This is a genomic window from Bacillus thuringiensis (assembly GCF_022095615.2).
GTDB classification, from domain to species: Bacteria; Bacillota; Bacilli; order Bacillales; family Bacillaceae_G; genus Bacillus_A; species Bacillus_A cereus_AG.
Genome location: NZ_CP155559.1, coordinates 4933264 through 4958031, shown reverse-complemented (window position 1 = coordinate 4958031; position 24768 = coordinate 4933264). Strand labels below are relative to the sequence as shown.

Sequence of the window (24768 nt, the reverse complement as noted above, 5' to 3'; positions counted from 1 at the left end):
TAAGAAATCCTAATATATGTAGGAGGAAGACAATGAATTCAATTCTAATCTGCGGCGGAGCTGGTTATATCGGTTCTCACGCTGTGAAAAAATTAGTAGACGAAGGTTTATCTGTTGTAGTAGTAGATAACTTACAAACTGGTCATGAGGATGCAATTACGGAAGGTGCGAAGTTTTATAATGGCGACCTTCGTGATAAAGCATTTTTAAGAGATGTTTTTACACAAGAAAATATTGAGGCGGTTATGCATTTCGCAGCTGATTCTTTAGTTGGAGTTAGTATGGAGAAGCCTCTTCAATATTATAATAACAATGTGTATGGTGCACTTTGCTTATTAGAGGTAATGGATGAGTTTAAGGTAGATAAATTTATTTTCTCTTCTACTGCGGCAGCGTATGGTGATGTAGATGTGGAACTTATTACTGAGGAAACGATGACAAATCCAACGAATACGTATGGAGAAACGAAGTTAGCAATCGAGAAGATGCTTCATTGGTATAGCCAAGCTTCTAATTTACGTTACAAGATTTTCAGATACTTTAACGTGGCTGGTGCAACTCCAAATGGTATTATTGGGGAAGACCACCGTCCAGAGACACATTTAATTCCACTTGTGTTGCAAGTGGCGTTAGGTCAACGTGAGAAGATTATGATGTTTGGTGAAGATTATAATACACCAGATGGTACTTGTATCCGTGATTATATTCATGTTGAAGATTTAGTGGCAGCTCACTTCTTAGGGCTTAAAGACTTACAGAACGGCGGAGAGAGTGATTTTTATAACTTAGGAAATGGTAATGGTTTCAGTGTAAAAGAAATCGTTGATGCAGTTCGTGAAGTTACAAATCATGAAATTCCTGCTGAAATTGCACCGCGCCGTGCGGGAGATCCAGCACGTTTAGTTGCTTCTTCTCAGAAAGCGAAAGAGAAATTAGGTTGGGATCCTCAGTATGTAAATGTGAAGACAATCATTGAGCATGCTTGGAATTGGCATCAGAAGCAACCTAATGGATATGCTAAATAAAGTGAAATTTTAATCAGTGGAGGAGTCATCCCACTGCCCGTTAATGCGGGGTAAATATAATAAGTGAAAGAGAGGGTATCGTCGACAAAATATGTTCGACAATACCCTCTCTTTTTTTATAAGATTTTTGCTATACTAAACTGTACTATAATACGGGATGGAAGGAGGAGAATAATGAAAATACTTGTAGTTGATGATGAATCAAGTATTCGTAATTTGATTCGGATGCAGTTGGAGATGGAAGGATACGAAGTGTTGACTGCGGCTGACGGGAGAGAAGCTTTAGAGAGATGGAAGGAAGGGCCAGATGTATTGATTTTGGATGTTATGCTTCCAGATACAGATGGGTATGAGTTACTTCGTCTGTTTCGTGAGAAAAATAGGGATATTCCAGTACTCATGTTAACTGCAAAGAGTCAGATGAATGATAAATTGCTTGGGTTACAGCTTGGTGCGGATGATTATGTGACGAAGCCTTTCAATTATGCGGAGCTTATTCTTCGTGTGAAGAATATGAGCAGGCGTGTGAAGAAAGAGGAGGTCGCTGTAAGCCACGAGGTTATTCGAGCTGGAGAGTTAATCATTTGTCCTAAGGAAAGAAAAGTACATGTTAGTGGAGAAGAAATTCAGTTAACGTACCGAGAGTTTAATTTATGTCAGTTGTTTGTTTCCAATCCACAACGTGTATTTATGAGAGATGAGTTACTTGAGAAAGTATGGGGGTTTGAGTATATCGGAAATACGAGAGCGGTTGATATTATGGTGCAAAGACTGCGGAAGAAGCTAGGGAGTAGCGGGGAATATATTAAGACAATTTATGGCGTTGGCTATAAACTGGATTGTTAAGTGGTGATGGTATGTCTTTAAAAAGAAATATGGTGTTTGGAATAGTGGGACTGTTAATCCCGATTTTTGTTCTTTTGTACGCAGTTGTTTATATTACGTTAGAAAAGAATATGTATCATAACGCGGCAAATTCTTTAGAGAAGTTAAGTGTAGAAGCACAAATTTATACGATGAATTATTTAGAGAAGGAAGCAGAGGTAGAGACGCTCGGTCCGAATTCACTTTTAATTGCTTCGTATTTAGCGAAGCGCATGGATGTCCGTGTACAGATGATTGGAAAGAATGGAGATGTTGTTGCGGATACACAAAAAGGAGCACTTCTTCATCGAAACATTGATATTGGGAGCTCTTTGAAGGGGAAGAAGTCTTATGTTTTTGAAGAGGGAGACCCAGCTCCAATTCTTTTGTTTTCAAGCCCAGTTTATTATGGAAACGATGTCATTGGAAGTGTTCGCTTCATAAATGAATTAACGGGTGAGAAGGAAGTTTTGACAAATGTTGGTTGGACGTTCTTAATGACGTCTCTTTGTCTCGTAGCTACGGGTATTTTCTTTGCAATTCGATTGGCAAAGTCTCTTCATAAGCCGATTGATCAGTTAAGACAAATGGCACAACGGCTTGCGAATGGGGATTATAAAAGCAAGATTGAGCTAAATGAATATGTGGAAATTGCTCAGCTTTCGGCATCTTTTAATGCGATGGCCGATGGAATTGAACTGCATATTAAGCAATTGAAAGAGGAGAAAGAGAAGCAGAAAGATTTCTTAGACCGTATTACGCATGAGCTGAAAACACCGTTAACGGCGATTATTGGTTATGTGGATTTAATTCCGAAGTTAAAGGCGAAGGAAGATGTACAGGAGAGCCTGCGTTATGTAGCTGTAGAAAGTGAGCGTTTATTATCACTTGTAGAGGAATTACTTAAGTCTTCAAAGTACGGGAAGAGTACGTTTGAAGTGTCACCTACAGTTGTGAATATAAAGGAATTAGCAGAAGAAGCAGTTTCAATTGTGAAACCTCGCCTGCAGAAATTTGAGATTGAAGTTATAAATGAGTTAACAGATGTGCATGTTGTTGCGGACTTCGATAAGACGAAACAGATATTCTTAAACGTGCTGGATAATGCGATAAAATATAGCGATGCTACGCAAATTCGTATGAATGTAATTGTAAATGAACGTGAGGCGAAGGTTTTTGTTCATGATGATGGCATTGGTATAGATGAAGGTGTGCTTGCAGAGTGGAATGAATCGCCAGAAGGGAAGGTACTTCCTTCTAGTTACGGGAATGGTTACGGTTTGTATATTTGTCAGGAGATTATGAATAAACAGGGCGGAAGTATGCGGATTGAGAGTAGTGAAGAAATAGGTACTACGATATTTATTACATTCTTGCTTCCGAGACGGATGGAAGATATAAAAAACTTGAAAGCGGTTAAATGATACATTTATGAAACAATTATGCGGTATTTTCGAAACAACGTTTTTTTATCTTGGAGGTAGGCAGAAATGAAAAGGCTATCATTTCAAATTCTTATGTTTGTCCTTTGTATAATCGTTTCTCTTATTTTGTTTTATGTGATGGAGAAGCAAATATATAATCGAATCACCATAGTGAATGACAAACAAACTGTTTTACAAAGAGTGAATGAATCCCTGCCTACTGAAATGAAAGTTAGGCATGAAAAGTGGGGAGAAATTGTTATAACGGATGAAGTTCGTTTGCATACGGTTGTTTCATTCTTTGACCGAATTCAAATAGAACCGAGAGAAGCTAAGAATCAAGAACAAGTATTTACTGGAGAAGTAACGTACTTGAATGGACATAAACGTACTTTTGCAGTAGGTGACTTGTTCCAGTACGGGGCTGATATGTACGGAAAGAATGGTACGGACCCAATGATTTCAGCATTTCAAACGTATTTGTTAAGCCTGTATTACACACCAGAACGTATTAGTGATTTTTTTGCGTCAGCGCAGGATGTTATAGTACGCCAAGGTGATGTAGAACGTGCGATGAATCTTACGCACATACTTGATTCGATTCGGTACGCAAAGCAAATTACAGATTACGGAGAAATACAGAAATTGTTACAATCACAGAATGAACCGATTGCTTATATTACCGCTTATAAAACAGGGAAGCGTATAAAGAATGAGCGAGAAGACATTCTTACTATTTCTGTATATCCATCGTACTTTGTTGTGCAATATCTCGGTGATAATAATGGGAATGTCATGTATATGAAAAGCTCCCTCGCAAATTTATTTGTAAAGGAGAATGTGTCATGAGAAAGATAGCCTTTTTCTTCTTTTTGCTAGTAATTGGAGGAGCGATGTCTAGTTGCTCTCGAGATACAACCTCTATTAAATATAATAAAAGTGGTCTCCCTATTTTGGATGATCGTCATCTTGTTGCGTATGTAGCAGCTCGTGAGGAAGTGGGTGAAGCTTTGCTGTCATCATTTTGTAAACCACGCGGCTGTACGTATGAATTTATTCGTCTTTCGACAGAAGAGCTTCTTCGGAGGGTAGAAGAGGAAGCTGGAAATCCGAAAGCGGATATTATTATTGGCGGTACGGTAGACGCGCATCAAATGATGAAGCAAAAAAATCTATCTATTCCTGTTACGAGTCAGCATGCGAACCGTATTTCAAAAACTGTTAAAGATAAAGACGGTTATTGGTACGGTTATGAAGTGGAGAAACTGGCAATTGCGATCAATAAAGAGCGGTGGAATGAAGAAATAGCACCGCTCGGACTTTCTTATCCATCAAGGTGGCAAGATTTATTAAATCCAGTATATAAGGGAAAGATTGTAATGCCAGATCCAAATGTCTCAGGAACAGCATATACGTTTTTTCAATCACTCATTGATACTGTAGGTGAAGAGGAAGCGAAGGAATATGTTAAGAAACTCGCAGGACAAATTGGTGAAGTAACGGTGAATGGTTACATACCAGTAGAGCTAGTTGCGAGTGGTGAGTATATGATAGGCATCAATTTCATGGGAGACCAGAGAATGCTTCAAAAACAAGGCTTTCCAATTGTAAGTATTGTACCTGAGCAAACAGGGTTATCTGTTAATGCGATTTCGAAACTAAAACGTGCACCGAATGGTATTATTGCGGATTTATTTATTGATTATTGTTTATCAGAAGAAGCGGGTCACATTTTAGAGAAGGTTTCGTTTGGCGTACCAACGATGTTTGCGAAGAATGAGCAAGAAATAGAAGGACAGCCGGTTAGAAGAACAAACAAAAATATATCAAATAGCGGAATAATCGAGATATGGAATAGACAGCGTCTCTCTCAGAAGTGAGAAAAGGAGACGAAAATATATGTTTAAATGGCTTAAGCCAGCACCTGCAATTGAGCGATTGCCAGCGGATATGATTGATCGAGTATACAAATTATTACGTATTCGTGTATTAATGGGAATTTCAGTTGGGTATGCTGCTTATTATTTAGTTCGTAGTAACTTTACGTTATCAAGTACGTATTTAGTACAAGAATATGGATTTAGTACAGCTGAAATTGGACTACTAGGTTCAATCATGGCAATTGTTTATGGATTTAGTAAGTTCTTTATGGGGAATTTATCAGATAAAGCTTTCGCCCAGCGCTTTATCGCAGTCGGTTTATTCTTATCAGGGCTTGTAAATATTTGTTTCGGTTTTGCATCATCCTTTGGAATGATTGTTACATTACTTGTTCTAAATGGTATTGTACAAGGTATGGGAGCACCACCTTGTAGTATCGTTATGACGAAATGGTTCTCGAAGAAAGAACGTGGTACGAAAACAGGTATTTGGAATATTTCACATAACGTTGGCGGAATGCTTGTGCCACCACTTGTCGGAATTGGTGTAGCTATTTTTGGTGAAAACCATTGGCAAGGCGGCGTGTTTATTTTCCCAGCGATTATCGCAATGGTAATTTCAGTTCTTGTTTGGATTAATGCGAAGGATACACCAGAATCAGAAGGTCTTCCTCCAATTAATGAGTATCGTAATGACTATGAAAATCTTGAAAAAGCAGATCATGCTAACAAGATGTCACCAAAAGAAATTTTAATGAAATATGTAGTGAAAAATAAATTTGTTTGGTTCTTATGTATTGCGAATGCATTTGTGTATTTAATTCGCTTCGGTGTTATTAACTGGGTTCCACTTTATTTAACGACAGTTAAAGGTTTCTCAAAAAATGAAGCACATGCGGCATACGCAATCTTTGAGGGTATGGCAATTCCAAGTTCATTAATCGTTGGTCTTTTAAGTGATAAACTATTTAAAGGAAAACGTATGCCATTATGTATCATTAGTATGGTCGGAGTTGTTATTGGTACGTTTGTATATTGGCAAGCAACTAGCATACTTGTTGTAAGTATTGCAGTTTCTATTATTGGTTGTTTAATTTATGTACCACAGTTCTTAATTGGTTTAAGTGCGATGGAATTAGTACCGAAATTTGCAGTAGGTACGACAGTTGGTATGTGTGGTCTATTCGGTTATGTAGGCGGAAGTCTTGTAGCAAACGCAGCAATCGGTGTTATTGTTGATCGTTCTGGCTGGGACGGTTGCTTCATCTTACTATTAACAGGTGCAATTTTATCAACAGTCTTCTTGTTCATCGTTCAACGTGGACATGAGAGCAAAGGCCCTAAAGCGGCGTAATATTTTATTTAAAAAGCTATCCAATCACCATTTTGGATGGCTTTTTTTATATTAATATAATCTTTCCTTAAATCTATCTTAAAAGACAAGATGTCATATTTCTAATCATTGGAATTTTTGTTACAATATAAATGAATGTGTAAAACTTTGTAAAAAGAATGTAATAATATGTAATTTGTTTTCAGAAAGTTTTATACAATTCGAATATCTACTAAACTATTAAGTTATAAAAGGAGAGAGAATATGTTACCAAATACGGTTCGTACTCCAAACAAGAAGAAGAAATGGATTATTATCGGGGTTATTGCACTAATTGTTATTGTAGCAGCAGTTAATATTTTTGTAATACAAGGGAAGAAGAAGGGCGCAACAACAACGGCTGATGCTGTAAGTTTTGAGAAGGTAACGGAGCGAAAGCTTAATAATACGAAGTTAATTGCGGGACAGGTGAAGCCTGCAAATATTGAAAGTTTCTATGCTGATCCGACTAAAGGAAAAGTGAAAGAAATTGTTGTGAAAGAAGGGCAAGAGGTAGAAAAGGGAACAAAGTTATTCTCTTATGATAATGAAGAAATGAATCTTCAAATGAAGCAAGCTGAGCTTGATCAGAAGATGGCGGATATGCGTTATGATCAAGGGAAGAAGAAGATTGATTCGTTGAAGAAAGAAGTTAAGAAGGCGAAAGATAGCGGAGCTGGGAAAGAAGTAACAGATCCGATGGAAGAGCAAGTAAGTGAGTTAGAGATGGCGCAAAAGACAACCGATCTTGAGAAAGAAAAAGGAAAGTTACAAAAAGAAGAATTAAGTAAAAAGCAGAAAGAGCTTACGATTTATAGTAATTTTACTGGTGTCGTTCAAAAGTTAGATAAAGATGCGGCGCAAAGTTCATCTCAAGCTTTAGGTGGTCAAGGAAAGGCATTTTTACAAGTCGCTTCTAAAGATCCGTTCCAAGTTCAAGGGACGTTAACTGAGCTTCAAAAGTCACAAATTCAACCAGATCAAACATTTACTGTAACTGCGAAAGCAAATAATAAGAAAAAGTGGACAGGTAAAATTACAGAGGTAAGTGAATTCCCAACGAGTGCAGAGATGGCTCAAGCTGGTGGTATGGGTGAAGCGACTCAAAATATGTCCCAATATACATATAAAGCAAGTCTTGATAGTCAAGATGGTTTATCTCCGGGTTATCACGTTTCATTACAAGTAAATTTAGAGAATAAGACGATGATTGCTGTTCCAACTAAGAGCATTGTAGAAAAAGGCGATGATGCATTTGTTTATGTTGAGGATAAAGGAAAGCTTCGTAAACAAAATGTGAAAAAAGGTTCTACTGATGGAGACTGGACAGAAATTACTGAAGGCGCAACAGTGGGGCAAAAGGTGGTTAAAAATCCTTCCGACGACGTGTATGACGGAATGGAAGTGAAAGAGAAATGATTACGTTAAATAATATTGCTAAAACGTATTATCAAGGAAAGTTGGCAGTGCCGATCTTACATGATATTAGTTTAACAATTCAAAGCGGTGAGTTCGTTTCGATTATGGGACCGTCTGGTTCTGGTAAATCAACGCTTATGAATATTATCGGTTGTTTAGATCGTCCAACAGAAGGCGAATATATGCTGAATGATGTGAATATCTTAACAGCAGACGAGTCAAAGCTTGCTTTAATTCGTAATGAATATATTGGCTTTGTGTTTCAGCATTTTAATTTGCTGCCACGTCTTTCAGCAGTAGAAAATGTTGAACTTCCGCTCGTATACGGTGGTGTGAAGAAAGCAGAGCGTCGTCAAAGGGCTCTGGAAGCGCTTGGTAAAGTCGGTTTATCAGATAGGGTTCACCATTTGCCGAATGAATTATCAGGTGGACAGAAGCAGCGTGTAGCGATTGCAAGGTCGATTGCGAATAATCCAACGTTCATTATGGCTGATGAGCCTACTGGTGCGCTTGATACGAAGTCTGGTGAGCAAGTGATGAATATTTTCACGAAGCTTAATGCAGAAGGTACAACGATTGTTATGGTTACGCATGAAGAGGAAGTAGCAGCGTATTCTTCTCGCCGCATTGTACTGCGAGATGGGAAAATTACAGAAGATAGAAGGTGTGCGGTATGAGTTTACTAGATAGTATAAAAATTGCCCTATCTTCTATTTTAGCTCATAAATTGCGTTCAGCTCTTACGATGCTCGGTATTATTATCGGTGTTGGTTCTATTATTACTGTTGTTGCGATTGGGCAGGGCGGGGAAGCTGCACTGAAATCACAATTTGTTGGGTCAGGTAATCAAACGGTTCCGATTCATTATAGTGCAGATATGAATGATCCCTTTGGTATGGAAATGATAGAAGCACCGAAGATAACTGAAGAAGATATTTTTGAAATTAAAAAAATTCCAGAGATCGCACATGTTGTAACAACAAATTCAAGTATGGAACCACTTGATATTGAAGATAAAATAGAAATGGTGAATATTACTGGATTAGATAGTGAGTACTTTGCAGTAAATAAAGTAAAGGTGTTAAAGGGACGTTCTTTACAAGAATCAGATGTGGATCAAGGTAATAACGTCGTCATGATTAGTAAGCAACTCGAAGAAAAGGTGTTTAAGGATGCCAATCCAGTCGGCAAAATTATTGAAATGAAAGGTCAACCGATGCAAATTATTGGTGTCTACAAATCAGATAACGAATTTATGGGAATGGGACCATCAGAGGCACTAGTTCCAATTTCATTATGGCCGACACTGTATGGGAAAGATGAAATTCAAAATATTTCTGTTCAAGCAAAAAATGTAGATAATCTAGAAAAAGCCGGTAAAAAAGCTGCAGATGTTTTAAACAGCCGTAAACCGAGTGATGCAACTGGTAAATACGAAGTTATGAATTTAAAAGAAATTCAAGAAGGTATTTCAAAAATGACAGGTATTATGACTATGATCATCGGCGGTATCGCTGGTATTTCACTAGTCGTTGGCGGTATTGGTGTTATGAACATCATGCTCGTATCTGTAACGGAGCGTACGCGTGAAATTGGGGTACGTAAAGCGCTTGGGGCAACACGTAGTAAAATTTTATTGCAATTTTTAATTGAAGCAGTCATGTTAACGCTTCTAGGTGGTTTGATCGGAATTGGTCTTGGATATGGTGGGGCATATATTGTTTCCACATTTGCAAAATGGCCACCGCTCGTTTCATGGGAAGTTGTCGTTGGAGGCGTACTATTCTCTATGACACTTGGTATTATTTTCGGATTAATTCCAGCGAATAAAGCTGCAAAATTAGATCCAATTGAAGCATTACGTTATGAATAAGTTAGTAGTGTAGTAGAGAGGGGCTCTCTACTGCATATTACCGTTCTAGTGGGCGGTTCGTAGCCTCTATGTGAGGACGTGAACCGCCCGTTAGAACGGGTTATATAAATAGAAGGAGGCGTTATAATGGAAGCTAATGTGAATACGCAAAAAGCTGGCGGCGAGAAGCCATCATTGTTCGGAATGATTACTTCTCCTGGTTTACAGTTTGAGAGAATGAAGACGACTGAGAAAGTTTGGGGTATGTTCTTCTTAATGGCGTTATTCCAAGGGCTGTTAAGTGCTTTTACTACATACGTTACGAATACGTCCCCTGAAATGATTAAAATAAAAAAAGAACTAGGTGAATTCGCAGGACAGAGTTCACTGACATCCGATGTTATTTATGGCATTGTGTCGGGTACTATAGGTGGTATGCTGGCAACATTCGTTGTTGCAGCTATTTATAAAGTGTTTATGATGTTCTATGGGAATGATACCTCTTATAAAAAATTAGTAACAATTATTGTATATACGAACATCGTTGTTATTATTGGTGGATTTATTAATGGTATTATAGCTTTAATTTTAGGTGTTGCACCAACTGCATATACAAGCTTAGGACCACTATTTGAGGAAGGCTCAGTTGCTTATGGAATAGGGAGTTCGATTGAAGTATTCTATTTATGGAATATCGTTTTAATTTGGTTAGGACTGCAAATTACAGCGGGAGTAAGTAAAGTGAAAGCAGCTATTCCAATTATCGTTTTATTCATCATTAAAGCGTTATTCTTAGCAGCGATTGTTATGTTAATTGCGGCATTTTTACCAAATATGCCAGTATAAATAAGGGGGCGTTATAATGGAAACAAATATTAATACGCAAGATGTAGGTGCGAAGAAGCCATCATTATTAGGGATGATTACTTCTCCAGGTGAACAGTTTGAGAGAATGAAGAACAGTAATGCGGTTTGGGGTGCATTTTGGATACTTTCTTTATTATCAGGGATTACTGGAGGTCTTAGTACTTATGTATATTCTTTAACACCTGAATCAATTAAGCTCAATCAAGAATTAGGGGTTAATGTTACACCTGTGATGACTTTTGGTGCTGGCTTTGTATTTGGTATTATCGGTATGATAATAGGTTTCTTTATTAGCGCAGCAGTATACAAAGTGTTAATGATGTTAATGAGCAATGATACTTCTTATAAGAAATTATTAACAATTACTGTATACTCCAGCATCATTTCATTACTTGGCTTATTAATAAATACGGTTTTAGCGCTTATTCTAGATGGTTCAGGGAAAGAATTTTACACTGGTTTAGGCCCGATTTTCGCCTCAAGTGGCGGTGCAGTAAAAGGTATTGCAAATAGCATTGAAGTATTTACAATTTGGGGATTTGTAATCACGTGGTTAGGTCTTCAAATTACAGCTGGTTTAAGCAAAAAGAAAGCAACGATCCTTATGGTGGTATTCTTTATCTTAACTATTGGATTTGGCGCAGTAAAAGGCATGTTCCAATAATAGTTGTACTTTAAGTCACTATAAAGAAATGCAGCAATTATAAACGTAATTGCTGCATTTTTGTTATAAGGAGTAGATACATATGTTTAAGAAATTATTAGCAAATTTTTTGTTTATGTTAGTTGTATTATTGTTAGCGGTAGAATATATGCCGAATAAGAACCCTTATATATTTGTTGGTGTTATAAGTTGTATTTTAGCTACAGGTCTATATGCAATCGATAGATCCTTCAAACGTATGACTACAGAATAGTATAAATCGAAAATTTATAAACAAGAGGTTCCTTCTTATGTATAGAAGGAACCTTTTTTATTTTTACCCATACTTCAAATACCACCGTTGAAATTTCAAATTCTACGTCATGTAATTTCAAATTTCGGCGGTAGTATTTGAAATTACTCACAGTGAAATCGCTTCTTTATTTTTATATTGTTGAGGTACCGGCGGAATAACAAAGAGGTATACCTTTTAGAAACGGGTACTGTGTGAAGCCAGCGACTTTTACAGAGACAGTTGTTTTGTATGAAGGAATGATTGTAAATCAAATAAAGAAGCTAGGTATTTATCAAGATCATGAAGAGTATTATCAATGTGGTTTAATTGGTCTTTGGTATGCGTATGAAAGATTTGATGCGGAGAAAGGAAGTTTTCCTGCATATGCAGTAATAACTGTGCGTGGTTATATATTAGAAAGATTGAAGAAAGAGTTTGCAGTGCAAGAAAAGTGTGTATGTGTAGGAGAGTATGAGGATATCTTCCATTTTGAAGATATTGAAATGAGAGCGAAGGATTTTATGAGTGTATTAGATGAGAAGGAGAAGTACATTGTTTTTGAACGATTTTTTGTAGGGAAAACGATGGGAGAAATCGCTAGCGAGATGGAAATGACCTATTATCAAGTGAGATGGATGTATCGGCAAGCGCTTGAGAAAATGCGAAATAGCTTAAGAGGATAAATAGGATTATAAGAATGGAAGGCAAGAGATATTGCTTTCCATTCTACTTATTATGCTAAGGTAGTAAATGTGATAAGAGGTTTTTAAATTGTAATGAATCTTGCATGTTCATACGTGATAATACGTATCCAGCTTTTAATAATTGTTGTTTTAACTTATGAGGACTGATATGTATTGTTGTAGTAGTGCCATTTGAAAAATGAATGTTAGCTTTTTTACTCTTTTTGAAAAATTCTATGTCATCTATATGGTTATAAAATAGCCATATACAGTTTGGAGAAGAAGGAGACTCTGTCGGGAAAGCGCAAATATATTCTCGATGATTAATCGGAATTGGGACATTTTGTTTAAATTTAAAGTTTGTTTGGACGGCATTACGTCTGCCTTGATAAGTAGAGTGAACATTGGTTAGACAAGATTGCTTTATGAGTTGGAGAGCAGTTTGACAGGAGTAAAGATGGTTCCCGCTACTGTCGATAATTTTGGTGCAATAATAAGGGTGCTTGTATGGTTCTAGCATCATTGTAGAATTAGAAATAATAATATCATTTTCTGCATTCATAAATTTGATTCCCCCTTTATAAATGATAATAATTCTCAATATAATTATATACGAATTAAGTAAATTAATTGTTAATATTCTATTTCATATTGTAAATTTTGGCTATTCGTTTACAATCAATAGATGATAGTCTTTCTAATTTGCATCGCTTGTACATATATATGAAAATAGAAAAGAGTAGGCGGTGAGATAGTATGAAGAAAAAGTATATTATTATGGCTCTAGTTGTTGTTCTTCTAGTATATTTAGCAAATAGTAATCCGAGTAAAGGTGAATATACGGACTGGGCAGCAAAGCAGTTTATGAAACGTAATGATGTAAGTAAGAAGTTAGACGAAGTTCAAAAGGAAAATGAAGAGGGTCTCCTTGGCGATTTAGCATCGGCTGGTAAGAAGTTGGCGAAAAAATATGTTGAGCCACAAGTTGGATTATTAATCGAGAATTATACAAAGCGAAATGATTATATTTTCTTCTCAACATATACTACCGAGTTTGATATAGGCGGAGAACACTATAAATATGTATGCGTCGGTTTTTCAAAAATCTTTATTCCGATCGAAATGCCGAAGAAAAAAGACGAATCTGCAAAATGATGCAGATTCGTCTTTTTGTTTATCTCCACTGATTTAGAGGTTAATGGGAACTTCAGATACATTCCTTTCTACGAGACGGGCTCCTTTTTTTCGAGTATTATCGTGAATTGATGAAAATACAGATGAGGCAAGGATGGTATCCATTACTTGATTTACAACTTGTGCATCGACGGGTGTGATAGGTTTTTCGATAGAAAAAACAACTGTTTTTCCATCTTCTTTCGCGAAAATTAATTCTAGTACTTGCATGCTTTATTTCCTCCTTTTTATTTATCCAGCTGTTGGTGTTGGCTAATAATTAGTGGGGACGAACACCCCCACTAATTAAAGTTTCATCTTATAGGCTAGAAAGATCTGATGTGCTAACAAGTTGTACAGCGTGAAGCGGCGATGCTTGTAAGGACGCAAGGGCACGTGCTACGTTTTGTACCTTCTCTAAGTTTGCGTTTGTTTTTACGCGCTTAAATTGTTTATTCTTAAAAACTGTTTTTCCGTTCTTATCTAATCCATTGTTTAAGACAAGACGTAAGGTTAAGTCCGTTACGATTGTTTCGACTGCCATGTTTATCACCCCCTTTCACTATATAAATAGGGTGCAAATGTCATGTTTTGGCGTGAAATTTATTCTTTTTTTTGGTACGCTTAAAAGACTAAGAGAGGGGTTTCGGAAGAATGAATCGTAAATGGTTATTTTGGATTCCTGTTTTACTATGGATGGGATTGATTTTCTATTCCTCGGCACAACCATATAAAAAGCAGGATATGCGTTCGGATATTGAACAATCTGTAAATGTTGAGTTTGTGAAAGAGCATTTCTCATGGGTATCTATTGATTATGGCGGTGGTACACCTGTTAGCATTGCAAATAAAGGTGTAGGCGGATTTGTTGAGTTTTTCCTTCGTAAAGGTGCGCATTTTATGGTGTTCTTTATGCTCGGTTCATTGACGTATTATGCTTTTCATCGATCAGGTTATTCGAGAAAGCGGTGTTTTATATATGCCCTTCTTTTCGTCGCGGGATATGCAACATTTGATGAAATTCATCAATGGTTTACGGGAGACCGTACACCGATGTGGCAAGATTCATTACTGGATACATGCGGCGGATTAACAGGAATTATAATAAGCAATTGGTTTTGGAATAGAAAAAGGAGCTAATCTTTTGAGATTAGCTCCTTTTGTTTACCCCGCATTAACGGGCAGTAAGACCCCCACCTCAAAATTCAGCGAAAGCACAGAAGTTAGGTGGGGGACAACTGCCCGTAAAAGCCCGATTGGTGGGGGCTAATAATCAGTGGGGGATGAACAAAACCCCCACTGATTAAAGTTTCACTTTATACACCAAGTAATTCTTTTAGTTCATCTGTAGATAGTTCGGTCATCCAACTATCGGTTGTGATGACGGCGTTGTTTAAGGATTGTTTTCTTTCTAACATTTCATCAATTTTCTCTTCGAGTGTCCCCGTGGTAATCAGTTTATGAACGTGAACGAAGCGTTTTTGACCAATACGATATGCGCGGTCTGTTGCTTGGTTTTCTACAGCTGGATTCCACCAACGGTCGTAGTGAATGACATGGTTGGCAGCGGTTAAGTTTAAGCCAGTTCCACCTGCTTTTAACGATAAGATGAAAATGTCATACGTTCCGTTTTGGAACTGCTCGATCATTTTGTCACGTTCTTTCTTCGGTACACTACCGTTTAAGAAGAGGACGCGCTGACCGAAATGTTCTTCTAACACATTTTTTAGCATGTTCCCCATGCCAATGTATTGTGTAAAGATTAAGCAACTTTCATTTTGGTCTTTTATATTTTCAATTAGTTCCATTAGTGTGCTCGTTTTCATGGAACGTTCGATGATGTCTTTCGGTTCTGTTTCTTTTAAATAAAGAGCAGGGTGATTACAAATTTGTTTAAGTTTGTTCAGCATTAGTAATATAAATCCGCGTCTTTCAATCCCGCTTAATCCTTCGACATTTTGTAATGTATCTTGAACAAGTTGTTCATATAAGGAAGCTTGTTCGCCGGTAAGTGGGCAGTAAGCTTTCTGTTCTTGTTTATCAGGTAAGTTTAATGCGACGGTTTGATCTTTCTTCGTACGACGCAGTAAAAATGGTGAGATAAAACGTTGAACTTGTTGGATTTTTCCTTCGTCACGGTCTTTTTCAATCGGTGAGACGAAGCGGCGCTGGAATTGTCCTAAGCTGCCGAGATATCCATGATTAATGAAGTCGAAAATAGACCAAAGCTCGGCAAGTCGGTTTTCCATCGGTGTCCCGGTTAAAGCGATTTTGTGATTTGCTGGCAAGTTTCGTACTGCTTTCGACTGTTTCGTATGTGGGTTTTTAATATTTTGTGCTTCATCCAAAATAACAGCATCCCAGCATAACGTACTAAGTTCTTCTTCATCAAGCTGAGCTAATGCATAAGATGTTAATACAACATCTGCTGATTGAAGGAATTCTTTAAATGATTCACCTTTCGCTCGATTACTTCCATAATGTAACTGAACACGTAAATTTGGTGCGAAACGCTCAAATTCTTTTTGCCAATTTCCAAGAACAGATGTCGGTGCCACGATTAAAGCAGGGCCTGTTTGGAGATTGTTCTCTTTTATATATAGTAAGTAAGTGATCGTTTGAATACTTTTTCCAAGTCCCATGTCGTCAGCTAATAATGCTCCGAATCCAAGCGTTCTTAAATATAATAACCACTCAATGCCGTGTTGCTGATACGGACGGAGTGTTGCGTTTAGTGCAGAAGGAACATCTACTTTTGGAATATCACCAATGTGCAATAATTTTTGGAATAGCTCTTCATAATATCCATCTAGCTCGATTTCAATATCGGTAAAGGGACTATCTTCTTCTACAATTTCTGTTTCAGCAGTGTTTGATAAATGTTGCTGAAGGACATCTTTCATTTCGAGTCCATATTTATCGGCACGGTTCATTAGTTTTCGTACTTCTTCAATAAAGGCTGGATCCAGTCTCATCCATTGACCATTTATATTGAATAAACGCTTGTTTTGTTCAACGAGTTCGAAAAATTCGCTTTCGGATAAATCAATGCCGTTCGTTGAAATGCGCCAGTCGAAATTAACGAGCGTATTCATGCCGAAGAAAGATTGCGTTTGTGTGGCATTTTGCTTCAGCTGCACACGTAGTTTTGGTTTTGTTGCTTTTAAATTTTGCCACCATGATGGTAATAAAATCGTAATACCTGCGGCGAGTAATTCGTTACTTGCTTCCGTTAAGAAGTTCCACGCTTCTGTTTCAAAGAGTTCACTTCGGAACGTCTCGTCTTCTTTTAACCACGGTACGAGCTTACTGAATCCTTCTTGTGTTTCAAGAATACGTTCTTCATAATCGTGCCATCGTTTTGGCAAAGAATCGATACTCTCATATACATATATGCGATGTGCGCCGCGCTTTGGTGTAACAATTGTCTCTAGCTTCCACATTTCAAATTCTTCTTGTGGCTCTTGTAGTCGTAGTCCGATTGTAAAGGGAAGGTCATCTTCAATGTAACCAATTTTACGAAGCCAATCTTCTTCATGTAGTGCTGCATCCAATTGTCTTTTCGTAAAGTCGTAGTGTTCATAAAGTCTCTTGGCATCTTCCCATCCATCATTTGAACGGTTATCTTGTAATATGCTTTCATTTACCGCGGCCGAGAAAAGAGATGCCAATGTGTCATCTTCAATTAGGGTATTTTGAACTTTCCAAGATGGTTGCTGAGACCAACGCTCCATATCAGGTACGAAGCTACCGCTGATGAAGGCATCCCATAATTCGCTTGCATCTTTCGTAAGTGCTGTAATAGGACCGTTCATTTGAATATGGGCAAAGGAGTTCATCGGTTTATTCGCGATGTATTCAAATGCTTGTGCGTTTGTTAGCATAACACCTTGTTTTCCTTCAAAGGTCGCTTCTTTTAGAAACGTGCCGTAGAAAGAAGTGGCGTGCCATGTAAATGCATTTCGTTTCCAACTTGTTACGGATAATGGAGTACCGCTGTCATCTTCTCCCCAAAGGAACCAACCTTGACTAACGTGCTGGAGCCTAATTGTTACTTCAGTTTGATTGATCATCGATTAATTTTCCTTTCCGTAATTCCTCTTGTAGTGCACGCAAACGTGAATGTAAGTTTGCGATGTGAATAATGAAGGCATCCCATTCATCAGTGCGCTTCAATCGTTTATATAATGTACGTAATTTCTTTAAGTAACGAACTGCACGTCTATATGATTTGCGGTTTCGCTCTTCAATGGCCTCGGTAGCAGCCAGGTGATAAAGAGGAAGGGCTGCTTCTGGTGCTTCCTTTTCAATATCTTTCAGCGGCTCTTTCAAAAGTTCAATTGCTTCAAACCCATGTAAGAGCTGAAGTTCTGCCCATGTACGATATTGCTTTTTCGCGAGTACGTATTGCTCATAGTTTGCAAAACTATATGGTAATAGCTCTTGCAAAATCATTTCGAGTCCTGCTTGTTCATTTGTATGAGTTGCATACGTTTCATACATGATGACAAATAAGCGAACGATATCTTTTATGAAAATCGTATTTTCATGCTCATGTATCGTTTTCTTCACTTGCTTATACGTAAAGGAAAGCCAGTTTTTCGCACGATCCCATTGCATTGTATTTAATAGCTCTTCTAACCAATAGAAGTACAGACTTACAACAGAAGCAGGCTGTTTCTTTAGTAAGTCCATCGCTAATAGGTCTTCGTCATTTAAAAAGAGTAGATGAGAAGATGCTAATGCTTTGGAAAGCGGGTTGATTTTCGTATCGATTCGCTTTTCTTCTTCTTGTAGTTGCTCTTTATTGTGTAAGAGTTCACTCCATATGTGACGATAAATAAAAAATCTTTCTTGTGTATAGGCGTCGGTGGAGAAGAATACTTCGTGAACGAGACGAGCTGTTTCTTGCAAAATTGCTTCAGACTCTGAAGGAATCGCTTCTGATTGTAAGTCCCGGACGATGGATTCCACCTTATCTACAAATAAGCGAACAACGTTAACAGGCTGATGATAAGAATACGTTTTATTTGCTTCGAAGTCCTGAATTTCTTCTAATAATTTTTGAAAGCAATAAAGCGCTGCGTGTAGCCTGAACAACTCATGTATCGCAACGATACGCGGGGCTTTCCGCTCGAGTTTCGTATAGAAGTCTGTAAAAATACTCATAAGAAAATACATTTGTTTATAAGTAAGCCGAGCTTGTTCTTTTTTAAATGATTCATATTCGTTATCAAAATATGATTGCCAACTTTTATAATCCGTTTCTTCAAAAGCTGATGATTGCAATACTTGTCTTGCAGTTCGAATAGGAGGAAGGGAAGGTTTCGTATTATTTTTAAATAAAGTTAATACATCTCCTACTTGACCGAAACTAGATGCTGCAGATAGTAACACAGCGAGCATATGCTCACATTGCGTTGGTGCAAAGCAATCGCAATAGCTTTCAGCGACGTTACGAATTGGGATATGGACGCTATATACGCTGCCTGCAGCATCTACAGTTCCTGATAGCGTATAACCATCAAAGTCAACGTTGTAGACAACACCACTACGATATAGGTGCCGAGCTGTAGCGACATGTTCCTGATCAGCTGTTTGCTGTGGATCTAGTCCTTGAACGAACTCATTCGCAATCATCATAATTTCATCTTTCGTAATTGAGTGTTGCAGCATAATATTCCTCCGTACACATATTTCTTTCCTTTACCATTATAAACAAAAAATGCTCAAAACAGAAAAAATGAAATTTGGATTACATAAATTGAAAATCATGGTAATATATATAATGTTAATTTTGTATATTACTATATACTTATAGGAGGAGAAATGGTTTGTCAGATTTACAGACGAAGTTAGGTAGTGGAATGAATAAGTTACAAGAAGGAATTGAGCAAGGGAAGATGAAGTTACAAGTTGCGCAGGAAATCGCTCAATTGAAAAAAGAAATGCAAGTGCAAATGCAGAAAAAGGCAGAGGTTCTATTAGAGGTTGGACAACGGGTCTACGTTCAATTAAGAGGAAATAGAGTAGATGAAGTGAGCCTAAAAGAAATGATTGCTCCAGTTCAAGAATTTGATGTAGCTATTTATCAAGCAAGAAAACGCATTGTTGAACTGCAAAAGCAACAAGGCGAGAAAGCTACATGTGAATGTGGTGGACCTTTATCAATAAATGATAAGTTTTGTGGTTCGTGTGGAAAGCCTAATCCGATGTTAGCGATAGAAAATGAAGGTGAAACGACGAATTGTATTTCATGTAATGAACATATTGAACAAAACTCTACTTACTGTCCAGTTTGTGGAATTAAGCAAAGTGGGGAGTGAATTAGATGTATTGTCGCACGTGCGGAAAGCAACACGGTGAAGAAGTAAATTATTGCCCTAATGAAGGAAGTATGGAGATTGCAGGAGCTATAGATGTAGTAACGTTAGAACAAGATACTGCAAAATACTGCAAAGGTTGTGGCAGTGAAAATGCTCAGCAAAATTTATATTGCCAAAAGTGCGGGCATTCTTTATTTATTGTGAAGAAAAAAGAACAATCTATTAAATTACCTGCAATGGACGGTACTCCTGAAGTTAAATTTACAGCAGATAAAGCCGTTTTAAAAACAGGTTTTATTGGTGGAGCTGTTGCAAGTATTCTAATGTTAATTGCTGGTTGGATTGGTAGTTTATTATTTGCTTCTATATTAAGTGAGATGTTTAGTAAATTTGCGAAACAATTAGAAATGCTCCCAAACTTTTATTCGAGCGCAACTTCTACGCTGCTAAGCTATCATTTACTTGGTTTTACAGCTAGTGACGATAGTGGATTGATATTATCATTATTTTGGCATACTCCATTTACATTACTATTAATTATTCCATTTATTATTTTCGCTGGTACAGGAATTTGGTTAGGGAAGCAGCGTGTTGCAAAAACGATTAAGGATCAAATCTTTATAGCAGCAACAGTTGGTATTATTTATGGCGTCTTTTTATTCATTATAAGTTTTATAGCATCACAATCTTTTGCAATTCCATTCTCAGAAGCAGGTAAGATTACGGTTGGTTACTCAGCAATTAAGAGCTTTTTAAGTGGCTTCGTATACGGGACATTATTTACTTTAATAGGATTTATTGCTCATACAAGCAAAAACAATATGGCAGCAGCATTTCAAGAGTTAATGCCATATGGAGCGTCTGTTTATTACGGTGTTTCAGCTATGATAAAAGGACTTTTAGTAACAGCGGTAGCAGTTTGTATTATGGCGTTAGTAAGTAAGGAAGACGGTATTGAACCATTAAAAGAAATAACAACTTTAAAATCTGAAAGTACATTATTAGCATTAGAGTTAACACCTCAATTATGGAGTATGGCTCATTTTGCTCCGTTAGAAGTATCAAGTCCAGCACTTAGTAAGGAATTTACTGGAATTGGTAAGAAATCAAAATCATCTGAGAGCACATTATCGTTTTCATTTATATCAGGTATTTCTGTAAATGGCGTAAAGGTTAGAGATATAATGATTTCAAAAGGAGCAAGTCAGGAAAGCCTTGCTGAATTTGATGAAGTGAATAACGTATTCCATTACGGTTTATTACTGCTTATTATTCCATTGTTCCTTATGTTTAGAGCGGGAAGAAAGTTAGCTGAATTACCGACTGCTAATATATATATTACATTAGCAGTATGCAGTGGCTCTTACACAATTATGATGGTCGTAATGAATATGATTTCTAAGTTCCAAATTGATGTTTCAGGTACTGTAACAAATTTGTTTGGAACAAGTGGAACGGTATTATCTATGCAAAATTCATTTGTATATTTAACTTTGTTTAGTTTTATTGTGACATATGTAGCAGCATTTGTTGGAATGAAGTTAGCTGAAAAATAGGAGGAGAGCATGTTGAAGTTTTGTGGAACATGTAAAAAGAACGTTGCAGACCATTTGAACTTTTGTCCCGAGTGTGGGAGTAAAGTAGAAGTAATCGTCGATAACACTGGCGCTTCATATACAGAAGTGCAAAGTGAGACCAAACCAGTCAAAAGTAAGAAAAATTTATTTTTAATCATTGGTTTAGCCATCATTGCTATTTTATTATTTGGGGTATATAAATTTGGAGCAAATAAGTTTTCAAAAGAAAAGCAAGTGAATGTAATGATTGAAGCATTCCAAAAGAAAGATATTAATGCAATTGATGAGTTTGTGAAAGTAGATGATCCAAGTTTAAAAATCAAAACAGAAGATATTAAGGCGTACATGCGTTATCTAAAAGAGAATCCGTCGTACAACAAAGAATTACTTTCGTATTTACAGAAAGAGACAGTAAATCAAAAATTAACAATAGATAAGGCAACCTTTAAAGATGGTCAAATTATAGAAGACGGGAAAGAATGGTTCTTATATCCGAAGTATAAACTTAACATGAAATCTTATTATATGAATGTAAGCACAACTGCGAAAAATGTTGAAGTATATGTGAATGATAAGAAAGAGATAGAGTTATCAAATGATAAAACTTCAAAAGAAATTGGTCCATATTTCCCTGGTTCTTACGTTGTAAAGGCAAAAGCGAAGACGGAACTAACTGAGTTAGAAACAGAAAAAGAAGTGGACTTGGTAGATGAAAAAGAGGCGAAAGTGGATGTCAAGTTATCTTTAGAAGGAAATTATGTAAGCATTTCTTCTGATGAAAGTGATGCAACTGTATTTGTGAATGGAAAAAAACGTGGAAAATTAAGTTATGGAAGTTATAAGCTTGGCCCTGTATCCACAGATGAAACAGTAGAAGTACATTTAGAGAAAACTACTGATTTTGGTGTGATAAAGTCTGAAAGTGTTAAAGTTGGAGAACAAAGCACGTATTACTTAAAATTCCCGAAAGAAACATCAAGCTCAGCAGTGGGCGACTTTGTAAAAAATCATATTTATGATAATGTACGTGCGATTTCATTAAATGATTTTAGTTTAATTGAAAATAATTATGATAAGAGCGGGAAATCGTATAAGGAAGACCGTGATTATATACAATATTTACATAAAAAAGGAATTACAGAAGACTTATTAACGATGGAAGTTCGTAATGTAGAGCGTCAAAGTGATACGAAATATAAAGTAACGACATATGAAGAGTATCATATTCGTTACGGTGATGGATCTGTGAAGTTCAAAAGCTTTAATAATGACCATATCATTACTGTTAATGGAAATGGAAAGATATTGTACCATTCTCTTGGAGCGAATAATACGCTTAAGTCAGAGGAAGTATCTGGTCCGACTCGCTAATAAAGGAGAGAGGTTGTTCAATATTGTTGAACAGCCTCTTTTTTTTGTAGTTTATTTTTCTTGTAAATCTTTGCTAGTAAATCGATAATTCGTGTCGAAGCGTTGATATATTTTTCTCTACTCGTGTTCACGAAGCGAAAATAAAAGGATATCACTTAGCCGAAAAAATCCGGTGAGGTGATATCCTTTTTTACAATTATGAGCGCGTTTCTTTTAATATCGCTTGCACATATGGATCATGTAATATGTGTTCTATAATTGGTAACATGTTTTGTTCGAATGGAATGTCGATAGGAAATGGTTTTTGTGAGCCGGGTTTGATTCCATATTGGACAATTTTGTAATGAGTATTTTCTTCAGAGCTGAGCACAATTAATTTATATCGATTGTCATCGCTAGCGAGTGAGAAGTCAATGGAAGTAGCGTCGTATGTTACTTCATCTTTATATATATACGGCTTTGGTGTACCGATCCAGTCTACTTTTGCTTGTACATTCATGGACATAACCTCCTTATAGTTATTATAAAAAAATAAAAGCCAGCTCTCAACAAAGAGAACTGGCTTTAGCAGTCATTGGTTATTTTAAAATTTTCACTTTAACAGTTTTGCGTCCCCATTTTTGAGCAGCACTATCTGATCCAAGTAGGATGTCGATACGGTTACCTTTAATTGCACCGCCAGTATCTCCAGCGATAGCTTCTCCGTAACCTTCAACCCATACTTTAGATCCTAATGGGATTACTTTCGGGTCAACAGCGATCATTTTCATGTTTGGATTCGCTGTTAAGTCATGACCCATTGCAGTTAATACACGGCCACCGTATGTGCCACCGTTTTCGCTTGGGTGAGCTGTATATGCTGTAGCTACAACTGTTAACTCACGACCACCAGAAGGTGTGCTAGTTTCAGCAGCTTTCACAGCAGGCTTAGCAGCTGGTTTTGCTTGTGCTGCAGGTGTTTGAGCCTTAGCTGGTGCTTCAGCTTTAGCAGGAGCAGTTATTTCTTGTTTCTCAATTACAGGTGCTGTACCTGTTAAGAAAGGAACATGAACATAAGCTGTTTTCCCGTTATATTCAAATTGTAACCACTCATCTTGTACTTGGTTCGTTGTTTCGATTACATCGTCTTTCTTCAACGTTCCAAGAATTTCTGAGTTTGTGTTCGCTTCAGCACGTACGTTTAATACGTTAGCTGTTACGTAGTAGATGCTTTTTGTGAACTCTGCACTTACGAATGCGTCTTTACCGTCTAAAGTGATTTTTGACCATCCGTTCTCTGTATTTTGAACATCTATTTTATTACCGTTTAGTAATTTACCGACAACTTTTGATTCCGTAGTAGGGTTTTCGCGTACGTTTAGTACGTCTGTTGTTACAACAGTTTCTGCATTAGCAGATGATGTGAAAATCCCAAGACCAAAAACTGCTGCTGTTGCTATTCCAATTAATTTTTTCATGATAGCCTCCATTGCGTTTGTTTTCGTGTCCTCATTATAGCAACAGATTTTTTCGGATTTGGGGAAAACACACAATTACAAACCATTCGTAATCAGTCGTTAACATCCTGTAATATAGCAAAAAATATAAGAAAGCGTTTTTCATTCTATATGATTAGTAGGTTTCTACTTATATTCAAAATATTTAATACAACATATTGTTTTCGGCGTAAATAAAAATATTACAGGAGTGTTACATGATGTTTACTAAACAGTTACATTCCTTGAGTATTTTACCGTTTTATGGGTAATATAGTTATATAAACATAAACATTTTGTTTGTGAAACTATAAACACGTGCTATATACTAGCAAAAAAACCGCATAATTGTTACAAACAGAAAGGGTTGCAAGGAAGAAAAATGCCCTTTTTTACATCTGTAACACATCCTTTTTTGGGAAAACACATTCCCATCCGCATTTTTCTCGCACAATTTGACAGCAGTATTTCGATCTTATAGCTCTTGCAGAGTAAAAAGATTATACGGAAGGTAAGGCTGTC

Annotated in this window: 25 protein-coding genes; 18 read left to right on the top strand and 7 right to left on the bottom strand. The window is 37.0% G+C overall.

The features are described from left to right. The first annotated feature begins 32 nt into the window (after positions 1–32). The 13 genes from galE (at position 33) to KZZ19_RS25700 (ending at position 12324) form a co-directional block, all read left to right on the top strand. The gene (gene galE / locus KZZ19_RS25760; RefSeq protein WP_237981234.1) at positions 33–1025 is read left to right on the top strand and encodes a UDP-glucose 4-epimerase GalE; all 993 of its coding nucleotides are present in this window, start codon (positions 33–35) and stop codon (positions 1023–1025) included. 174 nt (positions 1026–1199) lie between these two features. After that, positions 1200–1871 (top strand): response regulator transcription factor, encoded by a 672-nt coding sequence (locus KZZ19_RS25755; RefSeq protein WP_237981235.1) that lies wholly within the window; start codon positions 1200–1202, stop codon positions 1869–1871. Positions 1872–1882: 11 nt separating this feature from the next. After that, positions 1883–3313 carry a HAMP domain-containing sensor histidine kinase gene (locus tag KZZ19_RS25750; protein ID WP_237981236.1) on the top strand — a complete coding sequence of 477 codons (1431 nt, stop codon included), beginning with the start codon at positions 1883–1885 and terminating at the stop codon, positions 3311–3313. Between the two features lie 66 nt (positions 3314–3379). After that, positions 3380–4162, top strand: a complete 783-nt coding sequence (locus KZZ19_RS25745; RefSeq protein ID WP_237981237.1) for a DUF3919 family protein — start codon at positions 3380–3382, stop codon at positions 4160–4162. After that, positions 4159–5193: an ABC transporter substrate-binding protein gene (locus KZZ19_RS25740; RefSeq protein ID WP_237981238.1), complete on the top strand. Its 1035-nt coding sequence runs from the start codon at positions 4159–4161 to the stop codon at positions 5191–5193. The genes KZZ19_RS25745 and KZZ19_RS25740 overlap by 4 nt, the downstream gene beginning before the upstream one ends. A gap of 19 nt (positions 5194–5212) precedes the next feature. Further along, positions 5213–6547, top strand: coding sequence for an MFS transporter (locus KZZ19_RS25735; RefSeq protein WP_237981239.1), 1335 nt, complete (start codon positions 5213–5215; stop codon positions 6545–6547). Between the two features lie 243 nt (positions 6548–6790). Further along, positions 6791–7984, top strand: a complete 1194-nt coding sequence (locus KZZ19_RS25730) for an efflux RND transporter periplasmic adaptor subunit (protein WP_237981240.1) — start codon at positions 6791–6793, stop codon at positions 7982–7984. Then, entirely contained in the window at positions 7981–8661 is a 681-nt protein-coding gene (locus KZZ19_RS25725) for an ABC transporter ATP-binding protein (RefSeq protein ID WP_048542605.1), read from the top strand. The genes KZZ19_RS25730 and KZZ19_RS25725 overlap by 4 nt, the downstream gene beginning before the upstream one ends. After that, entirely contained in the window at positions 8658–9857 is a 1200-nt protein-coding gene (locus KZZ19_RS25720) for an ABC transporter permease (RefSeq protein WP_226545790.1), read from the top strand. Before KZZ19_RS25725 ends, KZZ19_RS25720 begins: the two co-directional genes overlap by 4 nt. A 126-nt stretch (positions 9858–9983) precedes the next feature. Beyond that, entirely contained in the window at positions 9984–10682 is a 699-nt protein-coding gene (locus KZZ19_RS25715) for a Yip1 family protein (protein ID WP_237981241.1), read from the top strand. 16 nt (positions 10683–10698) lie between these two features. Then, positions 10699–11367 (top strand): Yip1 family protein, encoded by a 669-nt coding sequence (locus tag KZZ19_RS25710; RefSeq protein WP_237981242.1) that lies wholly within the window; start codon positions 10699–10701, stop codon positions 11365–11367. 82 nt (positions 11368–11449) lie between these two features. Further along, positions 11450–11620, top strand: a complete 171-nt coding sequence (locus KZZ19_RS25705; protein WP_170930163.1) for a hypothetical protein — start codon at positions 11450–11452, stop codon at positions 11618–11620. Positions 11621–11853: 233 nt separating this feature from the next. Then, on the top strand, positions 11854–12324 hold the full coding sequence (locus tag KZZ19_RS25700) for a sigma-70 family RNA polymerase sigma factor (RefSeq protein ID WP_237981243.1): 471 nt from the start codon (positions 11854–11856) through the stop codon (positions 12322–12324). A 55-nt stretch (positions 12325–12379) separates the two neighbouring features. Here the strand turns inward: KZZ19_RS25700 and KZZ19_RS25695 are convergent, their stop codons facing one another. Further along, complete coding sequence (locus KZZ19_RS25695) at positions 12380–12886, bottom strand: competence protein ComK (RefSeq protein WP_237981244.1); 507 nt, start codon at positions 12884–12886, stop codon at positions 12380–12382. A gap of 194 nt (positions 12887–13080) precedes the next feature. Here KZZ19_RS25695 and KZZ19_RS25690 point away from each other — a divergent pair, with 194 nt between their 5' ends. Beyond that, on the top strand, positions 13081–13479 hold the full coding sequence (locus KZZ19_RS25690; RefSeq protein WP_000731403.1) for a DUF4359 domain-containing protein: 399 nt from the start codon (positions 13081–13083) through the stop codon (positions 13477–13479). 33 nt (positions 13480–13512) lie between these two features. On the opposite strand, the gene KZZ19_RS25685 is transcribed toward KZZ19_RS25690, so the two are convergent. Then, positions 13513–13728, bottom strand: a complete 216-nt coding sequence (locus KZZ19_RS25685) for a DUF2922 domain-containing protein (RefSeq protein ID WP_088098450.1) — start codon at positions 13726–13728, stop codon at positions 13513–13515. A gap of 88 nt (positions 13729–13816) precedes the next feature. After that, positions 13817–14041 carry a DUF1659 domain-containing protein gene (locus KZZ19_RS25680; RefSeq protein WP_088098449.1) on the bottom strand — a complete coding sequence of 75 codons (225 nt, stop codon included), beginning with the start codon at positions 14039–14041 and terminating at the stop codon, positions 13817–13819. A 110-nt stretch (positions 14042–14151) separates the two neighbouring features. Between KZZ19_RS25680 and KZZ19_RS25675 the strand changes: the two genes are divergently transcribed. Beyond that, the gene (locus tag KZZ19_RS25675) at positions 14152–14637 is read left to right on the top strand and encodes a VanZ family protein (protein ID WP_237981245.1); all 486 of its coding nucleotides are present in this window, start codon (positions 14152–14154) and stop codon (positions 14635–14637) included. Positions 14638–14813: 176 nt separating this feature from the next. Here the strand turns inward: KZZ19_RS25675 and KZZ19_RS25670 are convergent, their stop codons facing one another. Together KZZ19_RS25670 and KZZ19_RS25665 are read right to left on the bottom strand one after the other, a co-directional pair. Continuing rightward, positions 14814–17570, bottom strand: coding sequence for a DEAD/DEAH box helicase (locus tag KZZ19_RS25670; RefSeq protein ID WP_226545787.1), 2757 nt, complete (start codon positions 17568–17570; stop codon positions 14814–14816). Next, entirely contained in the window at positions 17554–19173 is a 1620-nt protein-coding gene (locus KZZ19_RS25665) for an SWIM zinc finger family protein (protein ID WP_226545786.1), read from the bottom strand. The genes KZZ19_RS25670 and KZZ19_RS25665 overlap by 17 nt, the downstream gene beginning before the upstream one ends. 158 nt (positions 19174–19331) lie before the next feature. Between KZZ19_RS25665 and KZZ19_RS25660 the strand changes: the two genes are divergently transcribed. The 3 genes from KZZ19_RS25660 to KZZ19_RS25650 are packed head-to-tail and all read left to right on the top strand — an operon-like array spanning position 19332 to position 22771. Beyond that, a complete protein-coding gene (locus tag KZZ19_RS25660) occupies positions 19332–19823 on the top strand; it encodes a zinc ribbon domain-containing protein (RefSeq protein ID WP_226545785.1) in 492 nt (163 codons plus the stop codon). Between the two features lie 5 nt (positions 19824–19828). Next, complete coding sequence (locus KZZ19_RS25655; protein ID WP_237981246.1) at positions 19829–21379, top strand: zinc ribbon domain-containing protein; 1551 nt, start codon at positions 19829–19831, stop codon at positions 21377–21379. Positions 21380–21391: 12 nt separating this feature from the next. Then, on the top strand, positions 21392–22771 hold the full coding sequence (locus tag KZZ19_RS25650; RefSeq protein WP_237981330.1) for a zinc ribbon domain-containing protein: 1380 nt from the start codon (positions 21392–21394) through the stop codon (positions 22769–22771). 196 nt (positions 22772–22967) lie between these two features. On the opposite strand, the gene KZZ19_RS25645 is transcribed toward KZZ19_RS25650, so the two are convergent. Together KZZ19_RS25645 and KZZ19_RS25640 are read right to left on the bottom strand one after the other, a co-directional pair. Beyond that, positions 22968–23270 carry a DUF3910 family protein gene (locus KZZ19_RS25645; protein WP_088098444.1) on the bottom strand — a complete coding sequence of 101 codons (303 nt, stop codon included), beginning with the start codon at positions 23268–23270 and terminating at the stop codon, positions 22968–22970. A 79-nt stretch (positions 23271–23349) separates the two neighbouring features. After that, positions 23350–24228, bottom strand: coding sequence for a cell wall-binding protein EntA (locus tag KZZ19_RS25640; protein ID WP_237981247.1), 879 nt, complete (start codon positions 24226–24228; stop codon positions 23350–23352). Positions 24229–24768: the final 540 nt, after the last annotated feature.